Here is a 23,360-nt window from a genome sequence, read left to right on the forward strand (position 1 = left end):
CGCGGGAGTTTGAGAATGGAGGACTAGAGGTTTCATTGGCTTATGATCATTTTTTTGAATTTATGATCACTATTCTTGAGATATGAGCACTTTTTCGAGTTTAAGAGCGCTTTCTACGATTTATGATCACTTTCAGGAGTTTATGATCACCTTTTGCGATTTATGAGCACAATGCCCGTTTTATGAGCACCTTGACAATCCTTGGGACAAGATTAAAACTTTATCTACCAATCTTAGTTGAAAATATAGGGAAGTGTGTATTATTAGAATTGTCCGAGCTGTCCCGACACAGTATAGACTAGCTGTATGCTAAACTAAAGCGAGGATACAACTGAATATGAAGGAGGAACACACGTGGCCGCTAAATCTACAACATTCGCTATTTATATACTAATGTTTAATATGTTCATCACTATGTCAGGAATTGGACTTATCATTCCAATCATGCCTGAATACTTAGGAACGTTCGGCGTGGCTGGTGCTGCCCTTGGCTCGCTCATTGCCGTGTTCTCATTCGCCCAATTCATATTTTCCCCCGTTTCCGGATCCCTTTCGGATAAGCATGGAAGAAAAAACATCATCATTTTCGGACTCATTCTTTATGGGGTTTCCCAGCTTGCTTTTGGCCTCTCCACAGAACTTTGGATGCTCTTTGTAGCACGATTCTTCTCTGGTTTCGGCTCGGCATTCTTAATTCCTCCGATGATGGCTTTCGTTGCGGATATTACAACATTTGAAGAACGTGGTCGCGGTATGGGTTTACTTGGCGCCTCCATGTCTCTAGGATTCATGATCGGACCTGGGGTTGGAGGTTTTCTATCTAAATTCGGGTTACAGTTCCCCTTCTACTTTGCTGCAGGAGCTGCATTATTCGCTGCAGTCATGTCGTTTTATATTTTACCAAATCCCGCTCCGAGCCCCTCAGCTGAAAATGGACCTCGACGAACGGAAAATTTGTTTCAACAAATTGCGCGCTCAACTAAGACTCCCTACTTCGTCGTCTTACTTGTCATGTTCGTCTTCTCTTTTGGACTAGCAAACTTCCAATCGACCATCTCTCTATACGTTGGCATTAAATACAATTACACGCCTCTTATGATTGCAGTCATCATTACAGTGGGTGGATTCGTTGGCGTCATCATCCAAACATTTGTCATCAATCGCTTGTTCAAGCGGTTCGGTGAAATGCGTGTCATCCTCATCAACTTAGTCATTGCAGCAGTGGCGATGCTCAGCATTACATTTGTGAATATGTTCTGGTCCATCTTGCTAGTTGCAACGATTTTCTCAACCGCAACTGCATTATTGAGACCTGCAGTAAACACGTTAGTCTCAAAACTTGCAGGCAACGAACAAGGCTATGCAGCTGGAATGATGAATGCCTACATGAGCTTAGGTAACATGGTTGGACCCGCATTAGCTGGCTTCGTTTTCGACTGGAAAATGACAGCGCCGTACTTTCTCGGGACTGCAATACTCCTCTCATGCTTCCTACTAGCCGCTACATGGGCAAAGAGAAACACAGATACATTAGCTGCAACACGTTCTTGAACTTTAAAAAAACCAAAGCCACTTAAAAAGGGCCAGACTGTAGACAAAAGGGTTGGAAATCGAAGTGATTTCCAACCCTTTTGATTTTTGTTCGTATAAATCTGCAACTGGTCAAGAGCCGCTGATCTCCGTTCCGGTCGGACGCTTTCCAGGGGGCTTGCCCTCACCCTCCTCGTCGCTCTGAAAGCAAAGATGTGCTCCCAACGCTGTGCTTATGCTCGCAAAACCCGTTCTTCGTTACGGCTTTTCTTGCGGGGTCTTCGCGCTGCGCTGATCCCCCAGGAGTCGCCGCCCTGCACTTCAATCAACTGAATTTCTCATTAGACATTCACATCATTCAATCCAAGAATGCAATCGAAGTGCTTCTTGTCTATCTGGTAATAATAACCAGATGCAGCAGAAGACTTGAGACACCGATATGAAAACAAAGAAGTCTATGGAAATGTAAAGAGACCGTTGAACGCGTTTTTGCCGATGCCAAGGAGAAGCATGGTATGCGATAGACAACCATAAAAGGATTTAGGGTATTGAATAAATTACATATTGTGGAATACAGTAGAATCTATGCATGGTCTCCCGAGTAGTGAATATAAATCTGCAACTAAGTGATTAATGAAGGAAAAATCAATTGCTGCCTCTTATTTACGGACCCGATGGTCTTGCGGAACTAACTGTTAGATTGTAAGCATCTTCATCTGTTCTCGTTCTTTGATTTGATTCTTCATCATCATTTCCTTTACCTCATTTGATAGTTGGTAGATCCTGTTGATTGTAGCGGAGAGCGGCGACTCCGGAGGGATCAGCGAAGCTCGAAGACCCTGGACTGAGCAATGCGAGGGAAGCGGCTGAGAGCAAGCCCCTCGGAAAGCGTCCGCTCGCAGCGGAAATCAACTTTTTCTAGTTAATACTATTGTAAAAGAAAAAGACTGTAGGCAAACCCTGTGATTACTGGAGTTTGTCTGCAGTCTAAAGGGCTTTGGGTTTTTTGTATGAATCTATCGCTTCCGCTTTTGTTTAAGCAGTTCAGTAACACTCGTCTGACCTGTTGAGTCTATTTCTTCAATGGGAGATTTCTTTCTCAACACGGGCACAAATCTACTGAAACGGCGCAATGTGATATCTGCAAAGAATAGGAGTAAAGATCCTAATAAGAGCCAAGTTGTAATGGATTTGCGCTCTTCACCACGATAAGGAAGTGACCGAAATGCCTCACTAGGATTTTCCAAAACACGTCCACCTGTTTCTTTAGTGATTGCCGCTAACAAGTCTTCGTTCGGTGCTTTCGGTCTATACTCTTCACTGTAAGGAATCGTCACACCTGTCTCAAATAATCGATTTTGATCGTCTGTTACACTGAGATAAACAAGACCAGGTGTCGAATTGAGTGAGATACTTACTTTACCAGGTGCCGTCTGATCTTCAATTACTTCTATTTCCTCGCCTGCCTCTGTCACCGCAGTCACTTCAAGAAATGCCGCTTCTCCACTCGTATCTGTAATGGTGAATTCCCCACCAGCGCCTTGTGTCAGTACGTAAGGTGCTGAACTATAAGAAGGTAAAATTCTTCTCATTGCCGTATTCCAAAACTCGGGATATTCTTCCCACGCAGCTAATTCCCCAGACCATTTACCTGATGAATCCGAAGTGAATGCAACAGTTCGACCAAGCCCGTATTTCCATTCAGCAATGATTGGATCCTCTTTAGGACTAATCGCAGCAACGTCAGCTGTTGGTTTAGCAGTCGTTGCGATGTAGGCATTCATCTGAGGAACTCCGACAGCAAATAACTCATTCCACTCCGGCACGTTTCCAAGCTTCATATAGAAGGGATCATCTTCGATATAAGTCCGGGTCATCGTTATGGTTTCGCGAGACAAAATTGCAGGAACGGTGGATTCATCAGAAACACCATAATAACGTCCACCACCTGCTTCTGCCATCTCCTCTAATAAGGATTCGTCCGCATCAGTACCGATTCCCACTGTGGATAACGTCGTATTGTTATTTTTAGCTTCTTCAATAATGTCGAGATATCCAGCAGGCATCGAAGATTGTCCATCTGTTAAGAGAATGACATGTTTCCGTTGGAGTGACAGGTCTGCTAGATCCTCATATGCTTTTGCTACCGAAGGGAAAATATTAGTCCCCCCTGCAGCAGGTACGGATAAAATCTTCGAGGTCACATCTTCTTTGTCATCAAGCGGTTCTACTGGGACAACTTCCCATATACTGTCGTCAAATGCAGTAAATCCGAACGTGTCTTTTTCTCTAAGTAAATCGACCGACCGTGCTGCAGCTTCCCGCGCAAGGACTAATTTTGAGCCGCTCATACTTCCCGACCGGTCCATGGCGATGACAAGTCCAAGTGAAGGTAGCTCTTCTTTTCCTTTCACTTCCATTTCAACTGGCAATAAAGTTTCAATCGGCGTTTTGAAATAACCACCGAGTCCGAAACTGTTGGCCCCCCCTGTCATCATGAAACCCGTTCCAAAATTTTTCACGGTCTGTTCAATCATAGCCATTTTTTCTTCGCCTACCAAAGTGCCTGGAACATTATCAAAAATGATTGCTTGATAAGGTAAATAGCCTGATATAGTTGAAGGTAGGTCTTTCGCTTGAAGTGTTGTAACGTTCAATGTGTTCTGATCCAACAAACCCGGGATGACCGATGGATCGTCCTCAGTTTCAACTACCAATACGGATGGTTGTCCTTGAACAGTCACAGCCGCGAACATTCGATTATTCTCTAAAAAGTGATCATTTTCAACGACGAGTTTTGCCTCATACTTTACTAATCCTGTATTCACTGCAGGTAACGGGTAGGTGAATTGATTCTTCCCTGGAATCAGTTCTATCCCCTCTTCACCGAGAGGTCGATCGTCTTGATATAAATATAAGGTCCCTGTTGTCCGATCTGATGCATTCACTTCAATGGTCATGAGCTGCTGTTGCCCAGCATAAGCGGTCCTCGGAACATCTAACTTTGTTAAGGCAGCATCTGGGAACACTTGATGGTTCAGCTTCGCAACATCAATCTGCACACGACTATCCGTAAACTTCTGTAGGTAGCTTAATGCATCTCCTCTAGTTTGCAATCCGTCTGAGAGCAAAACTACTCGCGTTGCGGATTCAGGAGAACCAATGGCATTCGCTAGGGAAAGAGCCTTCTCAATATCTGTTTCGCTAGCTTCTTCCAGAGATTCAACCTCAGGTACGCGTACTTGAGCTTTCGTTAACGTAGTGTCCGTCCGGAAATCACCTGCAAATGAATAGAGTCCTACCGCTTGGTCAGCTTTTTTTGAACTAAGACTTTGTTCAATAAAGGTATCCATTTCTTCTGATGTACCTGAGGTTGAAGCTGAACGATCGGCAAGGAACAATATCTGTTCCTCTTCATTGTAGAGGACTAGATATGGTGACACTAGTGCTGCAAAAAGAAATAGAATGGAAGCACTTCGAAGTATAAAAAGAAGTGCTGCTCTAGGTGTTTTCCGCTCTACTGAACGCCATGTGAAAATCATATAGGCAACAATGGGGACTAATAATAGCAACCATAAAGGATGATCAATACGGATATCCACGGCGTCGCTGCACCTCCCATTCTATGAGCAATACCAGTAAGAGTGGCAGAAGAAATGGCCAGATGACTGGTACTGTTTGCTCTTTCTTCACATCTGTTGTTGTCAGCTTTCCGGTTGAATAAGAATCTCCTGTCGCTACACTTTTTTCAGAGGAATCAAGCTGAACAGCTAATAATTTGTCAGTCGTCCCATCTGTTGCTTTATAAATGCCGGGTATTGCTGGAGCCTGTAATGTATTTGCTGACTCTGTAGTGTACAAATAAGAACCGGATAACTCATATATATCTGCAGCTTCCGACATCACGACAGACTTCCGTTGAAGTGGTGTGAATACTCCTAGCGTTTCAGCGTCATCGGACAAAGATTTTACGACACTCCACACGAATAGTGGGAACGTAGGTTGCAACGGCCAGTCCGTTGCTTCCAAGTCTGCAAGTAAGATAATATCTCCACGAGGTGAGCGTTGGATAAGTGGATCTTTACCAACTCTCGCAAGCACTTCGTAGTCTGCAAAAGGGGGATAAATTTCTGCTACATACATGTCTTTTGGAGCTGCAATTGAAAATAATGGATCATTCGTAACCGATACCTCTCCATTTGCTTCAAGCGGCTTGACATTGTCCCGTCCGATTAAAAAAATTGGACGTTTCCCTTTGTCCAGAAAGCTTTCCGAACCCGTTATTCGTAAAATAGATTCTTCATCGAAGTCCTCTCCATTATCGATTGCGACCTCTTCCTGTATGGCTTGTGCAGCTTTTTTCAGTAATTCGTGAAGTGTATCATCCACTACCACTTTCGCACGTTCAGTCGCTAGCAACGCATGACTGCTGTTATCCGCACTATAGTCATCAGTACCAACCAGTTCAACTTGAAGCGCGGAAGCATTCGTCTCAATCTTTTTAAAGGAAATCAATTCTTCACTGCCCGGTTCCCCTTTAAAAGTTTCTTCAGCAAGTACTTTTTCAGAGTCAGCTTCTTTTAATTGAATGGCTCCAAGTTGTGTTTTCTCTGTGTCATGTTGCAATTTCACAATTGCTACTACTCCTTCTTCTCGTCGATTAGCTCCAAACCGGACAATGGAATGGTTATTTAATTTTTGATCATTTGTATGTACATGCCAACTCATATTAGTACCTTCATACGCCAATGCCGTCCGTTCCAACGCATCCGTAAAAATATGAACTTCCGCTCCGTGCTCACTATACATCGACTTCACAAGCTCAATGGAGGTATCCAAATGATTTTGTTCATACTGAACGGATAATCCTTCAATTACCTGGACAGCTGATCGAGAATCACTGTTTTGTATCGCGATCTCTGGTTCCTTCCCTGAAATGACGATAGAAACAGGTCGTCCTTCCGCTGATTCCAGTAAGTTCTTCATCTCTACTTGATTCATCTCAAAGAGTGTGGAATCTTTTGGCGTTGCTAGCATCGTTGCAGAACTATCGACGATGAAAACGAGGGGGATGCCTTCAGTTTGAGTTTGCTTGATGGATGGTACAAGGAGCATCCATACAAATAACAGAAGCGCTAACAATTGTAAGTAAAATAGAGCATTGCGTTGCAAATTACGTATGAATGGTGATACGTTCTCTTCTCGGCGATCTTCATCCCAAAATAGTGTAGATGAGATTGTTTTCGGTTCAAAACGTTTTCTGAATAAATAATAGATGACTACTGTTAGTGGAAATACCAGTGTCCACAAGTTCGTCAAGTTAGCAAATCCCATCCACACCCCTCCTCTCTAGCGTATCCAACCTTGTCTACGCATTTGAATCGTAAATACATCTTCAGGTCCTGTTTGAGGTGTTATCATTAGAACGCCGATTCCGTATTTCGCTGCGCTATCCATCATACGTAGTTGATGTTTCTTCTGCTGAAGCAAATACGCGTTTTCGATTGAGGGCATCATCGTCACTTCTGAAATTTTCTCACTTTCACTGTCAATGAATCGGATGTCTCCCTGGTAGGTAGGCGCAAGCTCTGATTTCGAACGGATGGCAATTACGCGCACATCCCGACATCTCGTTGAAAGCTGTTTAAACATCTGGTTGAGTTGTTCATTTGGTTCCAATGCGTCTGTGACTACAAATAACAAAGTCGTTCCTTTGGGGATAGCGTGAATCCCTTCCAATACACCAGTTGTTTCCGAAGGTTGTTCAAAGCGACTAATATAGGTCATCCAAGAACCTGCCTGACGCGCACCTTTACGAGTAAATAATTGCTTTTTACCGCTCACCATTCGACTGATGGATACCGTATCACTATTCTTCAATGCGATTTGCCCGAGTCCAATCGATATTTGTTGTGCAAACTTCCACTTGTCTTCAAAGTTCATGGACTTGCTCGTATCTAGTACTATATGGACACGCATTTCCTGTTCATCTAAAAACTGTTTGATGAAATAAGAGTCAGTTCGAGCGTACACGTTCCAGTCGATATGACGGATGTCATCACCAGGATGGTATTCCTTAAAATCCGAGAACTCCAATGAGGCACCCGTTTTTTTAGATACATGGCTCCCTTTGTGATGACCAAGCCGCCCACCATGCTGCACAAATGAGAGTCTACCGAGACGCGCGGATAAGCTCGATGGAAAGAAAGAAGTCATTAACCGACTGCCTCCCTCCGCATGCTCGCAAGCACCCGATCAAGGAATGTCTCATTTGTAATCCCTTCTGCTTCTGCTTCATAGTTCAACTGAATACGGTGAAGAAGAGCAGGTTTCGCAACCGCTCGGATATCACCGATGGATACGTGAACACGACCCGACAGAAAGGCTCTAGCTTTTGCAAGACGGATAATTGCTTGCAATCCACGGGGGCCACTTCCGAACTGGATGTATTGGGACCATTCATCCGCCTCTTCTGCTTCAGCATGAGTCATTGAAATGAGTTGAATCGCATAGTCAATCATTTCTTCAGCAATAACGATTTCACGGACAAGCTGTTGTGCTTGGAGTAATTCCTCCCTGCTGATCACCTTCTGTATTGAAATGATAGTAGTTCCAGTCGTACGTTTTACGATTTCTTTCAATTCGCTTGCAGATGGATGAAGTAAATTGATTTTACATAGAAAGCGGTCCAACTGTGCCTCTGGTAAAGGATACGTACCTTCCATATCGATTGGATTTTGTGTGGCGAGTACAAAAAACGGCTTTTCCATAGGATATGTGTTTCCTAAAACAGTAACTGTTTTTTCTCCCATTGCTTCAAGCAATGCACTTTGGGTTTTAGGAGTGGCACGGTTGATTTCATCCGCCAGTACGAGCTGGCTGAATAATGGTCCCTCGTTAAATGTAAATTTCTGGCGCCCTTCCCCATCCCGTTCCAGTAAGGTGGTACCTGTAATATCTGATGGCATTAGGTCAGGGGTGAATTGGATACGTTTAAAGGAGAGATCCAGTGCTTCACTAATCGTACGAATCAGCATTGTTTTACCTAGTCCAGGTGCTCCTTCAAGAAGGGCATGCCCATCAGCAAGAATAGAAAGAAGCGTGTATTCAATTGCTTGTTCCTGTCCCACGATGAATTTTTCAATTTCAGTTCGGACATTAATCATTTTCTGACTCATTTCTTCAAACGGTTGTAGTAAATCGCTCATAGCAAGTGCTCCTTCCATGTTGAATTATTCAATGGATGAAAAATAATCAGTTAAGATTTTTTCAAGTTCGGGAGATAAAGGCAGCTGTTCTGTCCGCTTTAAATAAGCATCTTTATATTGACCTACAACTTCCTCATAAGGTCGAATTGTTCCCCGTTCATTGGCGGTCTGTTTATCCTTGGATTCGATCGTCTTGCCGCTTCCGAGCTTTCCTCCGTCTTGATTTACATCAGAAGCGTTTCCAAACCGATTTTCAGGAATGGATAATAAGTTTCTACCGCCTTGACCCATTCCCTGGCCCTTCCCTTGGCCCTGACCTTGGCCTTGACCTTGACCCTGACCTTGGCCTTGGCCTTGGCCTTTTCCTTGACCCTGACCTTGACCCTGACCCTGACCCTGACCTTGACCTTTTCCTTGCCCCTGACCTTGACCCTGACCCTGACCTTGACCTTGACCCTGACCTTGACTCTGTCCTTGACTACCTGGTTGTTTGTTTGTTCCAGACGATGGCTTACCCGAAGTTGGATTTTGTCCTCCAGTTGTTGAGTTTTTCTCTCCATTGGAAGAAGGTGACGATCCAGATTCTTGTCCGCCTGCACTTGACTGCCCCGCCGCCAGTTGTGGAATCGATGGAGCTTTTCCAATACTTGCTAAATCTTGATATGCTTTGTCCGCTTGTTGAGTAAGAGGGCCGGCCAACTTTTCCAACTCTGCCAACTGCTGCTTTTCTTCAGGTGACAATCCTTCTTTACTAGTACCACCCTGTTGGCTCCTCTTCTTTTCAAGCAACTGCATTTGTTGCAATTTCAACTCTTTTTGGGTTTTCACGAACTTTTTCAATGCTTTTTCGGATCCTTCTGCTTTCTTTAAATCCGTTGCGAGCTGTTCTAGTTTCTTTTTTACAGCAGGTGTTGTCGAACGTGTTAGCTGTTTCTTCGTTTCTTTTATAAGGTCGTTCACGATTTCTTTTTCTTTCACGATTGTTTGTGCTTCTTGTTGCGCGGGAGAGGGTACTAGCAAAAGTGCAGTCAATACCATAGCTGCTCCAATCCCAGACATAATTATTTTCCATTCTGCTGCTTTCTTTTTCCTCGCAGCAAACAAACTCTCTGCAGGCGGGAGTCTCATTCCGACGCGTTCCAGCAATATATCCCCAAATGCAGAAGCTTGAATTTCTTGATCTAAAACAGTCAATAATAGGTTGTCGGGTAAATAACGATCTAATGTACGGACTGCAGCCATGCGCTTCACACGATTTTTAATAAACAAGCAGCAGGTAATGATCACTATTAGTAACGCAGCACTCCACGCATACAGAGTGTAATAAGGAAGGACAAACAATCTGGATACAGCAATGACTGTGGCCGCAGCAACTATCGCAATTGCGATTCCACGTACAAAGAAAACAATCGCTTGTTCAAGTAATAAACTTCTTCTAACTTTCGTAATTGCCCGCTCAATCATTTCCTTATACCCAGACTGATTAGCCATATTTGCTCTCCTCCCTATTTATGTTTTTTCATGTTTACTCTCAATCGTTTTGTCGCAATCCAGATGGATCCAATCGTTATCACTCCATAAAAAAGTAAATAACCAATCCACAATGGAAATGTTACTTGCGTCATCTCTTGAACACTCATTCCAAGCTCTGGCGCTAGCAAGGAAGCGAAAAAGATTTCAGGATTTATGGATGCTAGGAAATGACCTACGTAAGTTTTGGATGGCGTCATACCCATAGTCCCAAACTGTTTCACCTGTATGATAATGAGAAACAAAAATGGAATGACTGCTGTGAAAAACAACATACTCCCATACGTTACAATCATTGAAACCGTAGTTCTGCGTATCAACGTTGAAAACAAAACACCAAGACTCCCAATTGCAAGCAATGTCACAAATAAAAAGAACAGTGATTTTACAAACAACACAGGGGAAATTCCACCGAACAAAAACACCATACTATATACAGGTAACCCAGCAATGATGAGTAACAATAAAAATAAGACAGACGACAACAGCTTTCCTGTAACGATTTGGAACGAACTTTGGGAAGTCGTTAACAGCATGGGTAACGTTTGCCTTTCACGTTCCCCACTAATAGTTCCAGCCGTCAAACCAGGAGTTATGAAAAGGACTAGCCCCAATTGGATAAATGTTAAAAATGTAAATAGAATGACACTTTCAGACGGCTTAAAATAGGCAGTACCCGCGAGACTAGTCGTAGTGTAGATAAATCCAAAAACAAAGATACACATGGCTAGCAAATAGAACAGGACTCCTGTAAAGCTTTTGGAGCTTCGGAACCGGAGCTTTACTTCTTTAGCGAGAACAGGATTATTTAGTCTGCTTTTCAATAAGCTCTACTCCCTTCGTAATCTCCATGAACACATCTTCCAGGTCAACAGAGTTTTCTGTAAATGATACGATATGAATTCCTGATAGCACAGCTTCTTTCAGCAAATGAAACTGCTGCTCATCGTCCCCTTTGAATGTGAACGACAGCACACCTTCATGTATATCATGAGAAATTGCTGAAACAAACGGACTTTCTTCAAAAAATGCTACTGCAGAACCACTATCCCCTGAAATTCGGGTCGTAATTGTTTTATCCCCTAGAAGCTTGGCCTGGATTTCCGAAACCGATCCATGTGCAATCAGTTTGCCGTTATCAATTACTCCAATTTCATCACACATTTCCGCGAGTTCGGGTAAAATATGAGACGAGATTAGAATCGTCTTCCCTAAACTTTTCAGTGAACGTAGAATGTCTCGCATTTCTACACGCGCTCTAGGATCGAGCCCAGATGCAGGTTCATCTAAAATAAGAACTTTCGGATCATGAATGAGACTTCTCGCCAGACAGAGTCTTTGCTTCATCCCTCTGGAAAGAGAGTCTACATATGCATTTCGTTTGTCCGTTAAGTTGACGAGTTCCAGTAGTTCCGTAATCAGTTGATTTCTTTTTTCCACTGGAATCCCATAGCTAGCCCCATAGAAATCTAAATACTCATGCGCTTTCAACTGATCGTATATCCCGAAAAAATCTGGCATGTAGCCAATGAGTTTCCGGATTTCTTCGGGCTTCTTTGTAACGTCTACTCCATTAATTGTTACAGACCCTGAAGTAGGCTGTAAGAGCGTAGCTAAAATGAGAAATGTTGTGGACTTTCCCGCACCATTCGCCCCAACAAACCCAAAAACAGTTCCCTCTTTGAGTGACAATGTCAACTCATCCAACGCTTTAAATTGCCCATATTTTTTTGTTAGCTTGGAGATTTCTATCATTTTTTAACCTCCCCTGTCAAACGGAGTTCCGGTGGATGAGAAGATTCTCCCATTTGCGAATTATTGAAGTTTAACTTGATTGTTAAGTTTCCATCCTTCGATACATAATCACTTGCAGGTTCCATTGTTATCGACGATTTTCCTTCCAATACTTCATAACTCTCTGTTTTCACATTGAGAATGCTTACGTCATAACGATTAAGATCCACGCCAAACAGCTGAATCTTCGTCCAGTTGTCCACCTTCTGAGAAAAGTCGTTCGGTAGTTGCCACTTCTGACTATATTCGTTTTCGGAAAAGATGTACTCTTTGTTTACTTCATCTACTAAATCTGCAGAATTCCCAGTGGATGAGAGTAATTCCATTTCCATTAAATCACTGTCCACAGTTACAGTTCCGGACAATTTAGTTTTAATATCAATTGGCTGAAGTAACATAGAAATTGGTGAGTTTTCAGCTTTTCGTTCTGTTAGTGAAAGTTCCATAATTTGAGTATCTGTAGTTGCTGATAAGATTGGTTTAGATGACTCATTCATATGAGTAGACGAAAAGTTCAAGAGACCTTCTTTTCTCATTTTTATCAAATCATCCTGATTGTTTGCTACAGGGTTCATATATCCATAACTAGAGGAACTCCGTGGTCCAAGTACATTCACTTTCACATCTTCTTGGACCTTTAAAGTTTCTCCAGCCATTATCGAACCCAGTTTAATTGTTTTACTTCCAGATAAAATCGAAACGTCCTTCACAGAAAACGGAAAGTTATTCGTAATTGTTCCCGTCAATTTTTTATCTTCAAGCTCTAAATTAGTATCAAAATTACCCACATCTCCAAGTTCTGTTTCCCCATAAATAGATGCGACATTCCAAAATCCCAGATTTCTGAACGATAAAACTTCTTCAGTCGCGCCCTTTTCTAAAATAGCGTGATCATGGGATGGTAGACTAGTTCCAAATATCGAATTTGCCGATGAATTTGTAGTGACTGTACTCGGTTTCTGCATTGAAAAAGTGAAGTTCCCTGATTTATCCGTTAGTAGGGATTCAGCGTAATATCCCGATAATCTATTGTCCGGTTCCACAAGATAGACAGCGGAATGTTGAAGCTGTGCATTACCTAAACGATCCTTACCTCCATAAGCAAAAATCGCAAAAGAGACGACCACTGCGACAACAGGAATGATCCACCAAGCATGCTCTCTCTTATCTCTTTTTCGCAAAAGGAAATATAGTAGAGGAATAATTAAAATGATATACACAATGATAATGCCGAACAATAACGGTGTTGATACTTTAAAAGAAGGAAAAAGTTCGTTTGTTGCCCCGACAGTAAACATCAGATCATCTGTCGGAGGAGTGTAATACATTTGAGAAGGTCGTTGTTTCAACAGTTGGTTACTCTTGTTCAATAGATCCGTCCAAAATGCTTTCACACCTGTGGAGGACCTGAATGATTCGTTACCGATTGAAAAGGTTGTCTGGAGAACCATTCCAGAGCCAACAAGTTGAGAGGCTGCTAGAATAGTATCATCCTGCTGTAATAGAATGGCTGCGTCAGGTGATTTCTTCGCTGAAAACCCTGGTACAGGATCCTTGAATTTGTCATTGAATAAAGCTGGGGCAAACTCTTTACTTTCTTTAATCTCAAGGGGTAACAGTGAACTGAATACTCCTGCTTCAGCCGATACGTTCTGAGATCCTCCGATTAGTAAAGTCCCTCCTGCTTTTACCCATTCCAACATGGCATCTTGCTGTTTTGGAGAAAGATCTGCGATGGAAAAACCATCGACAGCAATAATATCTACTGCATCCCATCCGCCTTGTTCAGCAGGTAAAGGAGGTTGGTCTGCTTTTGTTAAGTTCAGAAGTTGAGTACCTTCTTGGTTTTTTAAATATAAATCTTTCAAAGAAGATAACCGATCAATATTATCCGCTAGTCCTGCAATGAATAAAACTTGCTCAGGAAATGTTGTAGATTTAATGAGTTGCGTTCCGGAGTGCGTGATTTCATCACCTGATCTCCAACCATTTTCATAGAAATAAATATTTTTCTTAATGGGATTTCCATACATTGTTGGATCTTGAATGGAGTCAACAGTCATCGTTACAGTCTGCTTCTCTCCTTCTCCAATATTCACTGCAATAGATTGACCAACTCCGCCCGTTTGACTTGTAGTATTGACTATCAAGTCTCCGGCAAAGGCAGTTCCTTTGTTTTCAATCGTGAAAACTATAGGTGCACCTTTTCCATCCTTAGTTTTTTGGTCTAGACCAGTTTGAACGGACACATGCAAGTCAGGTGCAGCAAATGCTTTTGTCATCGGCCATAGAATAATGATTCCGACTAGAACTACTAACATAGTAAATGGCTTCCATAACGACTTTTTCAAATAGCCCGCCTCACTTTCTGAATTATTTTTCTACTCATATCGATAATTAGTACGTTTTACTTGCTAGAAAGTTCCATCATTCAAGTAAACTAGAATCATTTTTCAATTGAAGTGCATGGGCTTCTATCACCTTTGAAAAAGCTTCTACTTGTTTCAACTCAAAACTAGATTGGTAACCAATTAAGTAGGTGTCTCTCGTCAATTCAAATTCCGCTTCACTATTCAACAATGGAATTTTATTCACTTGCTCATCTCCACGTAAAGTGATTGAAGGCAATATCGCATACCCAATACCATTTAAAACGAGTTGTCGACATGTTTCCATCTGGTCCACTGTTAATTGTCTACCTGGATTTTTCGAAAAATGTTTTTGCCACCATTGTTGAATTTCCGTATAATAATTTGAATCACTTTTAAATTGAATATATGGGCGTTCTGTATCTTTCAATTGCTCTAGTGAAGTGATTTCTTTATCCACTAAATACAACTGATCCCGGAACAAATAGGTACGTCTGCTGTTCCACTCTACTTCCCCTCTGACAATTCCAACGTGGGCTTCCCCTTCATATAGTGCCTTCAATATTTCCGACGTCCAACCAGTCATCAGTGTAATTTTAGCGTCTGGATATTGCTTCACATAATCTTTAAGTACTTCTGGAAGCCACGTCTGTCCAACGATGGATGCACATGCGATTTTTAGTGTTCCATGCACTCTGTCTGCAAGCCCGGCAATTTGTTCGATGGTTTCTTCTTTCCTCTGGACGGTTTCTTTCGCAAACTCAATGACGAGTTCTCCTGCAGCTGTTGGGACAAGACCTTTTTGCGATCTTACAAATAATTTAGCTCCCCAAGCTTTTTCAATGGACTGGAGCCTTTGAGAAAGCGCCGGTTGTGAGATGAATAACCGGTCTGCTGCTTTTCTCATATTCCCTTCTTCCGCTAAGACTTTCATAATTTCAGTTGTATTCATATAGTTGTTCAACATCCTTTTCAAGAAGCTATCGCTTCGTAACTAATTTCTTATCATTCTATCTAAAAAAGAAGAGGCTCTTTGGTAAGAGCCTCTTCTTTTCTGTAGATAACTATCTGCGCGCACAATTTATCTTGAGCTATATATATACTTCTTAAACTGTTTAAGCATCACACGGCGCGTTAAAATTCCAGCAAAGGTACCCTCTTCATCCGTCACGCATAAGAACGTGTGGTCAATGAGTAAATCCAATCCCTTTTGAAAGCGGTCTGTCGTCCTGATCATCGGTAGATTGGTTTGCATAATTTCATCCACTTTTAGGTCTGATAGCCGCTCATATTCGATTCTTTCTAACCCTAATATTGCATCTGTAATCATTCCAATGCCTAACAAACCTCTTAATTTATACTTTGCGTCAAGTACAGGAATTGCTGAATACCCCGTCTTTGTAAGTACGAGTAATGCGTGCTCTGCATTATTTCCAACCTGCACATGTGCAACTTTCTCAGAAGAAATTAGATAGTCGGATATTGGCATGACTAAAAAGTCACTATTATTCAAAGCAACCAATTTAAATCGCTCCTCCAGCAGCAATTTACTTCAAGCTAAGCTGCACTTCTACTATATCATAGAGCTCGCTATAAAATGAAGAAGTCCCGGACGATTCGTATAGATATTTTCCATTTTTAACAAAAAAGCCTCTTCCTTATGAGAAAGAGGCCCAGTAGTAAAATATAACGATTACACTAAATAGAGCAGCTACGAGAATCACCCACAAAATGGGATTCAACGTGAAGGGGTGGTCTTCAATCGGCTCCGCCACGCTTCGATCCTGTCTGTTGAGCACACCATCTGGATTATAATGAGGCTTTTTACGAACCGCCAACACTCCAATGATGACCATTACTGCAACGACAACACCAATTGGAATTGCCCAAATATCAAACAATTTCTTCCCTCCTCAACAGGCCACTATTTTTTTCTGCTACCTGTTGGATTAGAATGTGCATCTTGAGGTAAACTATCCATCAAAAAGGATATTGGTTCAGCCACTGACCGCCATCTAATGTCACGATTTCTCCGTTCATGTAGGAAGCTTTGTCAGACATGATGAAGGCAGCGAGTTCAGCGATTTCTTCGGGCTTACCTACACGTCCAAGTGGTACGGATTGAATCGTTCGCTGCGCTGCTTTCTCTGATTGGAATAACTTTTCCGCTCCTCCTGTACGCTCAATAGGACCAGGTGCGATTCCGTTAACACGCACACCATATTTCCTTCCCCATTCAACAGCAAGCGTTCTTGTTAGAGACATGACTCCTGCTTTTGCTGCAGCAGAATGAACTACCCCTGGGCCTGCATCCCATGCATACGTTGCCAACATATTTAATATTGCACCTTTTTGTCCTTTTTCTTTCCAGTAGTTCATCACTGCACTTGAACAGTAGAAAGTTCCATTCAAAACAATATCGATCACTGACTTCCATCCGTTCGGAGATAGATCTTCTGCTTGTACGATGAAATTCCCTGCGGCATTATTGACAAGACCATCAATTTTCCCAAATGTCTTGTCTGCATAGTGTATAAGTGCTTCGATTGTTTCAATCTCACGTACGTCCATTTGAAAAGTATAAGCATTTTCGCCAATTTCCTCTTTGGCAGCATTCAACTTTTCCAAGTCTCTTCCGGTTATAATGACATTTGCCCCGTCTTGAGCAAATTTCTTTGCCATGTATTTCCCCATCCCGTTTGACCCGCCTGTAACGATAATAACCTTTTTCTCGTCCATTCTTACATCCCCCTTATAAAATGAATGAATACTCATTCAAATTGTACCACAACTCTGATTATTTTTCATCCGCTCCTCATTCTACTTTTTCTTGAAGAACCTGTCGCCAAAAGTTTAAAAGACTTTGTCGCTTTTTGTGTACTTATTTCTATTTTACTAGTACAATACTGTCAAATTGATGTTTCTAAAATTAGATGGGAGGTCTATATATTGGCAGACGCCAATTCACTGCGGGAACTAGCCGTAGCAATCTATACCGTTAACCGGCATGCAAAAACAGCTCCGGATAATCGACCACTTTACCAATTGAAGAAAGTAGCAATCGCTAAACTTCTTGAAACAGGTGGCGCCGAAAAAGTTGGGTTACATTTTGTAGAAAATCCAAAATACAGCAAACAGCATTCCACTGTCCTCGTACGTTGTGGGGAATTCCTCTTTCACACTCTCCCTGAAAAAGATGACTTCGCACAGTTGCCACATCTAGGTGAGCAAGATTTGGAGTTTAGGAATCCTCAAGAGCGAATGAGTTTAAAGACCGCTCGTGATATGCTCACCAATTTTACGGGCATTCTGCAAGAGAGCGCACCGACACCTTCAGTTAAAAAACCTCAACAGAAAAAAACTAGACGGGTTTCAAATACAGAAGTTTTCCGTTCTTCCTATTTAGATGGAAAAAGATAAAAGGGACATGCCTAAACGGCGTGTCCCTCAGACTGTAGACAAAAGGGATGGGAATCGATTTGATTTCCATCCCTTTTGTCTTTTTGCATCGTTGACTCTGAAAATGAAGGATAACAACAGGCCGTTGATCTCCGTTCCGGACGGGCGCTTTCCGGGGGCTTGCCCTCAGCCTCCTCGTCGCTTCGCTCCTGCGGGGTCTTCGCGCTGCGCTGATCCCCAGGAGTCGCCGTCCTGCACTTCAATCAACTGAATGTCCTATGACACATTGACATCATTCAAGCAAAGAATGCAAACGGAGTGCTCCATGTCAAGCTGGTAAGAATAACTAGATGTAGCAGAAGTCTTGAGACTCCGATATGAAACCAAAGAATTCTATGAAAATGTAAAGAGACAGTTGAACTCGTTTTTGTCGATGCTTAGGAGATGCATGGTATCCGATGGACAACCCTAAGATGCCTTAGAGTATTGAATGAATGACATTTTATTGAAAACAACAGGATCTATGCAAGGTCTCCCAAATAGTGATTATAAATCTCGAACCAATGGAGAAATAAAGGGAAAATAAATTACTACCTCTAATTTACGGAACAGATGGTCTCGCGGAACTAACTGTTAGATTATTAGCAGCTCCATCTGTTCCCGTTCTTTGATTTGATTTTTCATCATCATTTCCATTACTTCATTTGATAATTGGGAGATACTGTTGATTGTAGCGGAGAGCGGCGACTCCGGAGGGATAAGCGAAGCTCGAAGACCCTGGACTGAGCAAAGCGAGGGAGATGAGTGCTGCCTTAATTTCAGCAAAGTACGCTAAAATACGGCAAATCGAACTCTTCGTTGTTCGATTGGCTGAGAGCAAGCCCCTCGGAAAGCGTCCGCTCGCAGCGAAAATCAACTTTTCATAGTTAATCCTATTGTAAAAGAAAAAGACTGTAGGCAAATCCATGATTTCTGGAGTTTGTCTACAGTCTGAGGGACATGCCTAAATCGGCGTGTCCCTTTTTTCATTGATAATGTTTGTAGAGAACTTGTGTACCTTTGTCACCGTATCCTTTAGCCATAAGGTCCTCATAAAGACGGATTGCTAGCTGTAACCCGGGAAGATCCAAATTCATGGCTTTCGCTTCATCGAGTGCAATACGCAAATCCTTAAGGAAATGCTTCGTGTAAAAACCAGGCTCGAAATTGCCGGCAAGCATACGAGGTCCAAGATTTGAAAGCGACCAAGAACCTGCTGCGCCAGGAGAGATGGACTCTAAAACGCGATCTGGATCCAGTCCTGCTTTTCTGGCATATACAAGCGCTTCACATACACCGATCATATTGGTCGCAATAGCAAGCTGATTGCTCATTTTTGTGTGTTGTCCAGCTCCTGCACTGCCTTGAAGTACAATTTGACTTCCAAATTTCATAAAGATCGGTTTGACTTGTTCAAATACGGTCTCGTCTCCGCCACACATAATCGAGAGCGTTCCATTTTTAGCTCCTACGTCTCCGCCAGAAACAGGAGCGTCGAGTGATGTCATTCCTTTTTCAATAGCTGCTTTTTCAATTTTTTTTGCAAGTGCCGGACTAGAGGTCGTCATATCCACAACAATTTGTCCACTTCTTCCGTTAGCGACGATACCATCAACATTTAGATAGATTTCTTCAACGTCAGTAGGCATGCCAACCATTGTAAAGATGAGATCCGCTTTTTGTACAGCCTCAGCGACAGTAGAAGCCCATTTAGCACCTGCAGCAATAAGTGGGTCTGCTTTTCCCTTCGTACGTGTATGTACAGTTACTGGATATCCAGCTTGAAGCAAATGATTGACGATACTAGCTCCCATTACTCCCGTTCCGATAAATGAAATATTTTTCATGTTCTAAATCCCCCCTTAAAAAATAGTGACACTATACTAATAATACTCTAAAATGCACCGCATTTCTTGCTAAGAACAAAAAAGAGACGGCCCTGGGAAAGGACCGTCGTCAAAAGGGGGAAATGAGAATGTTGCTGTGTTCAATTGTAGTATCCCCCTTCGTCAGAGTTCTAAACACATTCAGCCAAATTTTTCACTTTTTATTTTTATTTTTCTGTCTAAACTACTATTTTTAGCAACAGAGCTCTTTTCATCGTATGAATAGTCATTCAATAAGTGATCCAATTCCACGCTCAGTTTGACCGTCTCATTGGAGGATAGCCCTTTTTCCTCTGCAGTCTTCAAGAGTTCCCTGCGAATAAATTCAATTTTGTATTCCAGATTATCCATAGACAGCCCTCCCGACGATTAATTACAAAGCTTAATATATATTAACATATAGCCAATTTTTTTGTGTCAAAACCTTTCGACAATTCATGACAAATAATTGTCGAAACAATAATAATTTGTACATTCTCTCATTTCGTGATACTTTACCTGTATTGCTTTTGTTAAGTATACTATGATTAATCAGTTACAGAAGGAGTTGAATCAGATGGAAGAAATGGAAGAGTTGAACATCGCAGAAGTTGGGTCCATTATTGAGTTTAAAGATGGTTTACAGGGGATTGTAGAAAAAGTGAATGATAACTCGGTTATTGTGAACTTAACGTATATGGAGAACTTCGAGGATCTTGGTCTTGAAGAAAAAACAGTTGTGAACCATAAACGCTACACCATCCTTCATAAAAAAGAAAATTGAAACTTTTATTGTGAATTTGCGTCACATTTAGTAAGGAGGAGTTAACCGTATGAAAAACAAAAAATTACTTTACACAGCATTGTCTGCCTCATTATTATTAGCCGCTTGTGGAACAGATACGAGTGAGGAGGACAACGATAAGCAGTCAATTGAAAATACTGAACAAGCTGCTGATACCGGCACAGAAGAAACTGAATCTACTGATGGTGAATCTGGTGGAGCAGAGGGAACAGATACGACTACTGACGAGAACGCTACAAGCGAAGATGAAGTGACGGAAGAAGATTCAACAAGTGATGATTCAGATTCCGAAGCGGACAGTAGTGAAACAGATGGCTCTGCGACGTTAGCAGATGCTGTAGAAACAGAGAGCGATGAACAACCTTTTAAAATGCAAGTGCTACCTACTTATGAATTGACGAGTGAAGAGCCTGGACGTGACATTCTTTATTTAAAAGAACAAGAAGATAAGTATATGGTTATCAAAACTATGCAAGCTTCTGAAACTGATTTAGACAAAGCTGTCGAAAATATGACAGAAACGCTCGCTGCTACAAGTGCAGATGCGTCTCCTGTTGCATTGACAGACGAAGCACAACTTCCAACTAGTAAAGAACTAGAAAAAGTACAAGCGTATCGTGTAGCTTCAGCTGAAGGTCCCATTACAGCAATGATCTTCCAAAAAGGAGAGCTAATCGTTCAAGTCATGATGTATGATAACAACGATGAAAGCTACTATGAAGAATATTTGAAAATGGCTGAAACGATTCAACCAAAATAAGACCTATAACAAAAAGCTGAACAGCAAATTGCTGTTCAGCTTTTTGTTGAGGACAAATCACGAATGGATACTCCTAACTTTTGAAGCAAACTTGTCGCTTGTTCTTGCTCCTCGTTAGTCAATGATGAGAGTAAATTAGTAATGTTCTCTGCATGCCCTGGAAACAATGCATCCATTAACTGTTCCCCTTGTGTAGTAATTTCTACATACGTTACGCGTTTGTCGATAGAATTGACTTCTCGTTGTAAGTAACCGTTGGACTCCAGTTTATTAATGACATAGGTCATTGAACCGCTACGCATTAAAATCTTTTCCCCAATTTTTTGGATAGGCTGTTTTCCTTTGTGGTACAACAACTCGAGAACCGCAAACTCAGTCGGATTCAACCCTTTAGATGAGATTAGTCGATTCGTCTCTTCATGCAGCACTTTATTTGCCCGTGATAGTACTACAAATAATTTTAGTGCGCGTTCGTTTGCTTTCCCCATAAAATATTCACCTGCTGTTTTCCAATTTAATCTACGAAATTAGTATAATTGGTTGAATACCAATTCGTCAAAACTGACCCAATATAAATTATTAATTAGCCGATGATTGATCGATTATTACACAACTCTCCAAATAATGCTGTGGAAAAACCAAAGTGAATGTTGTCCCTTTTCCCGCCACACTTGAAACTGCTACTGCTCCACCTAAATCTTCCATTGTCTTTAGTACGAATGGTAGTCCTAGACCGGTCCCTTCTGGTTTAGAGGTGAAAAAAGGCATGAATATATTTTTAATTTGTAAAGGAGTCATCCCTTTTCCTGTATCTGTAACGGAAAGTGTAAATGAGGTCCCTTCTGCCTTTTCAAGTTTCAGGGTCAAAACTCCTCCTGGTTCCATAGCCTCGAATGCATTTTTGAAAACATTCAAAAGAACTTGTTTGATTTTATCCGCATTTGAATAGATCATCGAGTTGCAAAAAGACGCATCTTGCCAGTCAATGTGAATCGATTCAAACATCGCTTTCGGCTTCATAATCTCTAGCACTTTTGTAATAAGTACTCCTAAAGAGAACTCAGAAATTTTTTCTTCCGATGGTTTCGATAACATGAGCATTTCATTCAGAATGGCTTCCATACGTTTTAGCTCGTCGTCCACGACGGACAAATATTTCGCTGTATCTCCTGTTGCAGTCACTTCCATCAACTGCACAAATCCTTTTAACGTCGTCATCGGATTACGGATTTCATGTGCAATACTTGCTGCCATTTGTCCTACTGTTGACAAGGATCCGGAATGATCCAGCTTTCTGCGAAGCATTTCAATCTCGGTACAATCTTGTATTTCCACGATATACAAGTCGCTATCGCTATTATACACGGCATGAATCTCAAAAAATTGAATCGTATTCGGTTCATCTTCAAATCGTTCTTTGATGGTGACTTCTCCAATAGTATGAAGTGTTTTTATATATGCCTCATACTGGGCCTCTGCATTCCTCTTTTGCGTGTTGAACTTTCTATACAACGATTGAGCACGTTTTCCAATAACCGCATTCCTTGTTAGGTTAAATAATTCACTAATTCGATTATTGACATCAATAATGTGCCCTTCACGATTGACAATCATCGTTAACCTTGAGGCATGCGTAAAGTACCCTAAATAATCAGCTATTGGTAGTTCTGTACAAATTGATGGCAACACAAAAGTAACTAAAGCTTGCTGTGTTTGGTTTGAATAAAATATATTTGTTTTACATAAACACTCAACATTTCCTTCAGAAATCAAGGCGAGGTCATCTAATATAATTTCTTTTGTTTCAGTGCATTCTTGCTTGAAGTCATTCCAGCTGCGTAAACCATCTCTTTTAAGTAACGATAAAAAGTTATCGTTTTGTCCCAACGAAAACTTTTTACAAAATAAGAAATTTGCCTCAGCAATGACACCATCCATACTGACCAAAATACAAGGGTGACGATTGTCGGTAACGAAAAGTGATCCATAACTATTCACATTTTCTAATTGTTCAAGCATTCTATACCCTCCCGAGACTGTTTAGACAAGATATGAAATAGC

At 41.6% G+C, this 23,360-nt stretch carries 20 protein-coding genes and 2 pseudogenes; 4 read left to right on the plus strand and 18 right to left on the minus strand.

Going from position 1 to position 23,360, the window contains the following annotated elements:
* Positions 1-354 precede the first annotated feature (354 nt).
* A complete protein-coding gene (locus ACR65F_RS01160) occupies positions 355-1,551 on the plus strand; it encodes an MFS transporter (RefSeq protein WP_440502837.1) in 1,197 nt (398 codons plus the stop codon).
* 539 nt (positions 1,552-2,090) lie between these two features.
* Here the strand turns inward: ACR65F_RS01160 and ACR65F_RS01165 are convergent.
* From ACR65F_RS01165 to fadH, 13 genes and pseudogenes are all read right to left on the minus strand, one after another.
* Positions 2,091-2,282: pseudogene (locus ACR65F_RS01165) on the minus strand (transposase); the annotation flags it as partial.
* A gap of 264 nt (positions 2,283-2,546) precedes the next feature.
* Positions 2,547-5,132, minus strand: coding sequence for a VWA domain-containing protein (locus ACR65F_RS01170; RefSeq protein WP_440502838.1), 2,586 nt, complete (start codon positions 5,130-5,132; stop codon positions 2,547-2,549).
* Positions 5,116-6,864 carry a vWA domain-containing protein gene (locus ACR65F_RS01175; protein ID WP_440502839.1) on the minus strand — a complete coding sequence of 583 codons (1,749 nt, stop codon included), beginning with the start codon at positions 6,862-6,864 and terminating at the stop codon, positions 5,116-5,118. The genes ACR65F_RS01170 and ACR65F_RS01175 overlap by 17 nt, the downstream gene beginning before the upstream one ends.
* Before the next feature lie 15 nt (positions 6,865-6,879).
* Positions 6,880-7,746 (minus strand): DUF58 domain-containing protein, encoded by an 867-nt coding sequence (locus tag ACR65F_RS01180; protein WP_440502840.1) that lies wholly within the window; start codon positions 7,744-7,746, stop codon positions 6,880-6,882.
* On the minus strand, positions 7,746-8,738 hold the full coding sequence (locus tag ACR65F_RS01185; RefSeq protein WP_440502841.1) for an AAA family ATPase: 993 nt from the start codon (positions 8,736-8,738) through the stop codon (positions 7,746-7,748). The genes ACR65F_RS01180 and ACR65F_RS01185 overlap by 1 nt, the downstream gene beginning before the upstream one ends.
* A 24-nt stretch (positions 8,739-8,762) precedes the next feature.
* The gene (locus ACR65F_RS01190) at positions 8,763-10,229 is read right to left on the minus strand and encodes a DUF8809 domain-containing protein (RefSeq protein WP_440502842.1); all 1,467 of its coding nucleotides are present in this window, start codon (positions 10,227-10,229) and stop codon (positions 8,763-8,765) included.
* Between the two features lie 14 nt (positions 10,230-10,243).
* Positions 10,244-11,092, minus strand: a complete 849-nt coding sequence (locus ACR65F_RS01195; protein WP_039044174.1) for an ABC transporter permease — start codon at positions 11,090-11,092, stop codon at positions 10,244-10,246.
* Positions 11,073-12,023, minus strand: a complete 951-nt coding sequence (locus ACR65F_RS01200; RefSeq protein ID WP_039044175.1) for an ABC transporter ATP-binding protein — start codon at positions 12,021-12,023, stop codon at positions 11,073-11,075. The genes ACR65F_RS01195 and ACR65F_RS01200 overlap by 20 nt, the downstream gene beginning before the upstream one ends.
* Positions 12,020-14,413, minus strand: coding sequence for a DUF8725 domain-containing protein (locus tag ACR65F_RS01205; protein WP_440502843.1), 2,394 nt, complete (start codon positions 14,411-14,413; stop codon positions 12,020-12,022). Before ACR65F_RS01205 ends, ACR65F_RS01200 begins: the two co-directional genes overlap by 4 nt.
* Before the next feature lie 76 nt (positions 14,414-14,489).
* Positions 14,490-15,383 carry a transcriptional regulator CcpC gene (gene ccpC, locus ACR65F_RS01210; protein WP_440502844.1) on the minus strand — a complete coding sequence of 298 codons (894 nt, stop codon included), beginning with the start codon at positions 15,381-15,383 and terminating at the stop codon, positions 14,490-14,492.
* A 129-nt stretch (positions 15,384-15,512) separates the two neighbouring features.
* Positions 15,513-15,953, minus strand: coding sequence for a cyclic-di-AMP-binding protein CbpB (gene cbpB, locus ACR65F_RS01215; RefSeq protein ID WP_440502845.1), 441 nt, complete (start codon positions 15,951-15,953; stop codon positions 15,513-15,515).
* A 136-nt stretch (positions 15,954-16,089) separates the two neighbouring features.
* Positions 16,090-16,332 carry a hypothetical protein gene (locus ACR65F_RS01220; RefSeq protein WP_039044179.1) on the minus strand — a complete coding sequence of 81 codons (243 nt, stop codon included), beginning with the start codon at positions 16,330-16,332 and terminating at the stop codon, positions 16,090-16,092.
* A gap of 79 nt (positions 16,333-16,411) precedes the next feature.
* Complete coding sequence (gene fadH / locus ACR65F_RS01225) at positions 16,412-17,170, minus strand: 2,4-dienoyl-CoA reductase (RefSeq protein WP_039044180.1); 759 nt, start codon at positions 17,168-17,170, stop codon at positions 16,412-16,414.
* Positions 17,171-17,380: 210 nt separating this feature from the next.
* Between fadH and ACR65F_RS01230 the strand changes: the two genes are divergently transcribed.
* On the plus strand, positions 17,381-17,851 hold the full coding sequence (locus tag ACR65F_RS01230; RefSeq protein WP_039044181.1) for a YkyB family protein: 471 nt from the start codon (positions 17,381-17,383) through the stop codon (positions 17,849-17,851).
* Between the two features lie 462 nt (positions 17,852-18,313).
* On the opposite strand, the pseudogene ACR65F_RS01235 reads toward ACR65F_RS01230, so the two are convergent.
* From ACR65F_RS01235 to ACR65F_RS01245, 3 genes and pseudogenes are all read right to left on the minus strand, one after another.
* Positions 18,314-18,520: pseudogene (locus ACR65F_RS01235) on the minus strand (transposase); the annotation flags it as partial.
* A 335-nt stretch (positions 18,521-18,855) separates the two neighbouring features.
* Positions 18,856-19,716 carry an NAD(P)-dependent oxidoreductase gene (locus ACR65F_RS01240; protein ID WP_440502846.1) on the minus strand — a complete coding sequence of 287 codons (861 nt, stop codon included), beginning with the start codon at positions 19,714-19,716 and terminating at the stop codon, positions 18,856-18,858.
* A 180-nt stretch (positions 19,717-19,896) separates the two neighbouring features.
* Positions 19,897-20,106, minus strand: a complete 210-nt coding sequence (locus ACR65F_RS01245; RefSeq protein WP_039042042.1) for an aspartyl-phosphate phosphatase Spo0E family protein — start codon at positions 20,104-20,106, stop codon at positions 19,897-19,899.
* A gap of 172 nt (positions 20,107-20,278) precedes the next feature.
* Between ACR65F_RS01245 and ACR65F_RS01250 the strand changes: the two genes are divergently transcribed.
* Both ACR65F_RS01250 and ACR65F_RS01255 read left to right on the plus strand, forming a co-directional pair.
* The gene (locus tag ACR65F_RS01250) at positions 20,279-20,518 is read left to right on the plus strand and encodes a YkvS family protein (protein ID WP_440502848.1); all 240 of its coding nucleotides are present in this window, start codon (positions 20,279-20,281) and stop codon (positions 20,516-20,518) included.
* Positions 20,519-20,567: 49 nt separating this feature from the next.
* Positions 20,568-21,299: a hypothetical protein gene (locus tag ACR65F_RS01255; protein ID WP_440502850.1), complete on the plus strand. Its 732-nt coding sequence runs from the start codon at positions 20,568-20,570 to the stop codon at positions 21,297-21,299.
* A 35-nt stretch (positions 21,300-21,334) separates the two neighbouring features.
* Here the strand turns inward: ACR65F_RS01255 and ACR65F_RS01260 are convergent, their stop codons facing one another.
* Together ACR65F_RS01260 and ACR65F_RS01265 are read right to left on the minus strand one after the other, a co-directional pair.
* Positions 21,335-21,787, minus strand: coding sequence for a MarR family winged helix-turn-helix transcriptional regulator (locus ACR65F_RS01260; protein WP_039042044.1), 453 nt, complete (start codon positions 21,785-21,787; stop codon positions 21,335-21,337).
* Positions 21,788-21,878: 91 nt separating this feature from the next.
* Positions 21,879-23,318 carry an ATP-binding protein gene (locus tag ACR65F_RS01265; RefSeq protein WP_440502852.1) on the minus strand — a complete coding sequence of 480 codons (1,440 nt, stop codon included), beginning with the start codon at positions 23,316-23,318 and terminating at the stop codon, positions 21,879-21,881.
* Between the last annotated feature and the right edge of the window lie 42 nt (positions 23,319-23,360).

The organism is Sporosarcina sp. SAFN-010, assembly GCF_059415065.1.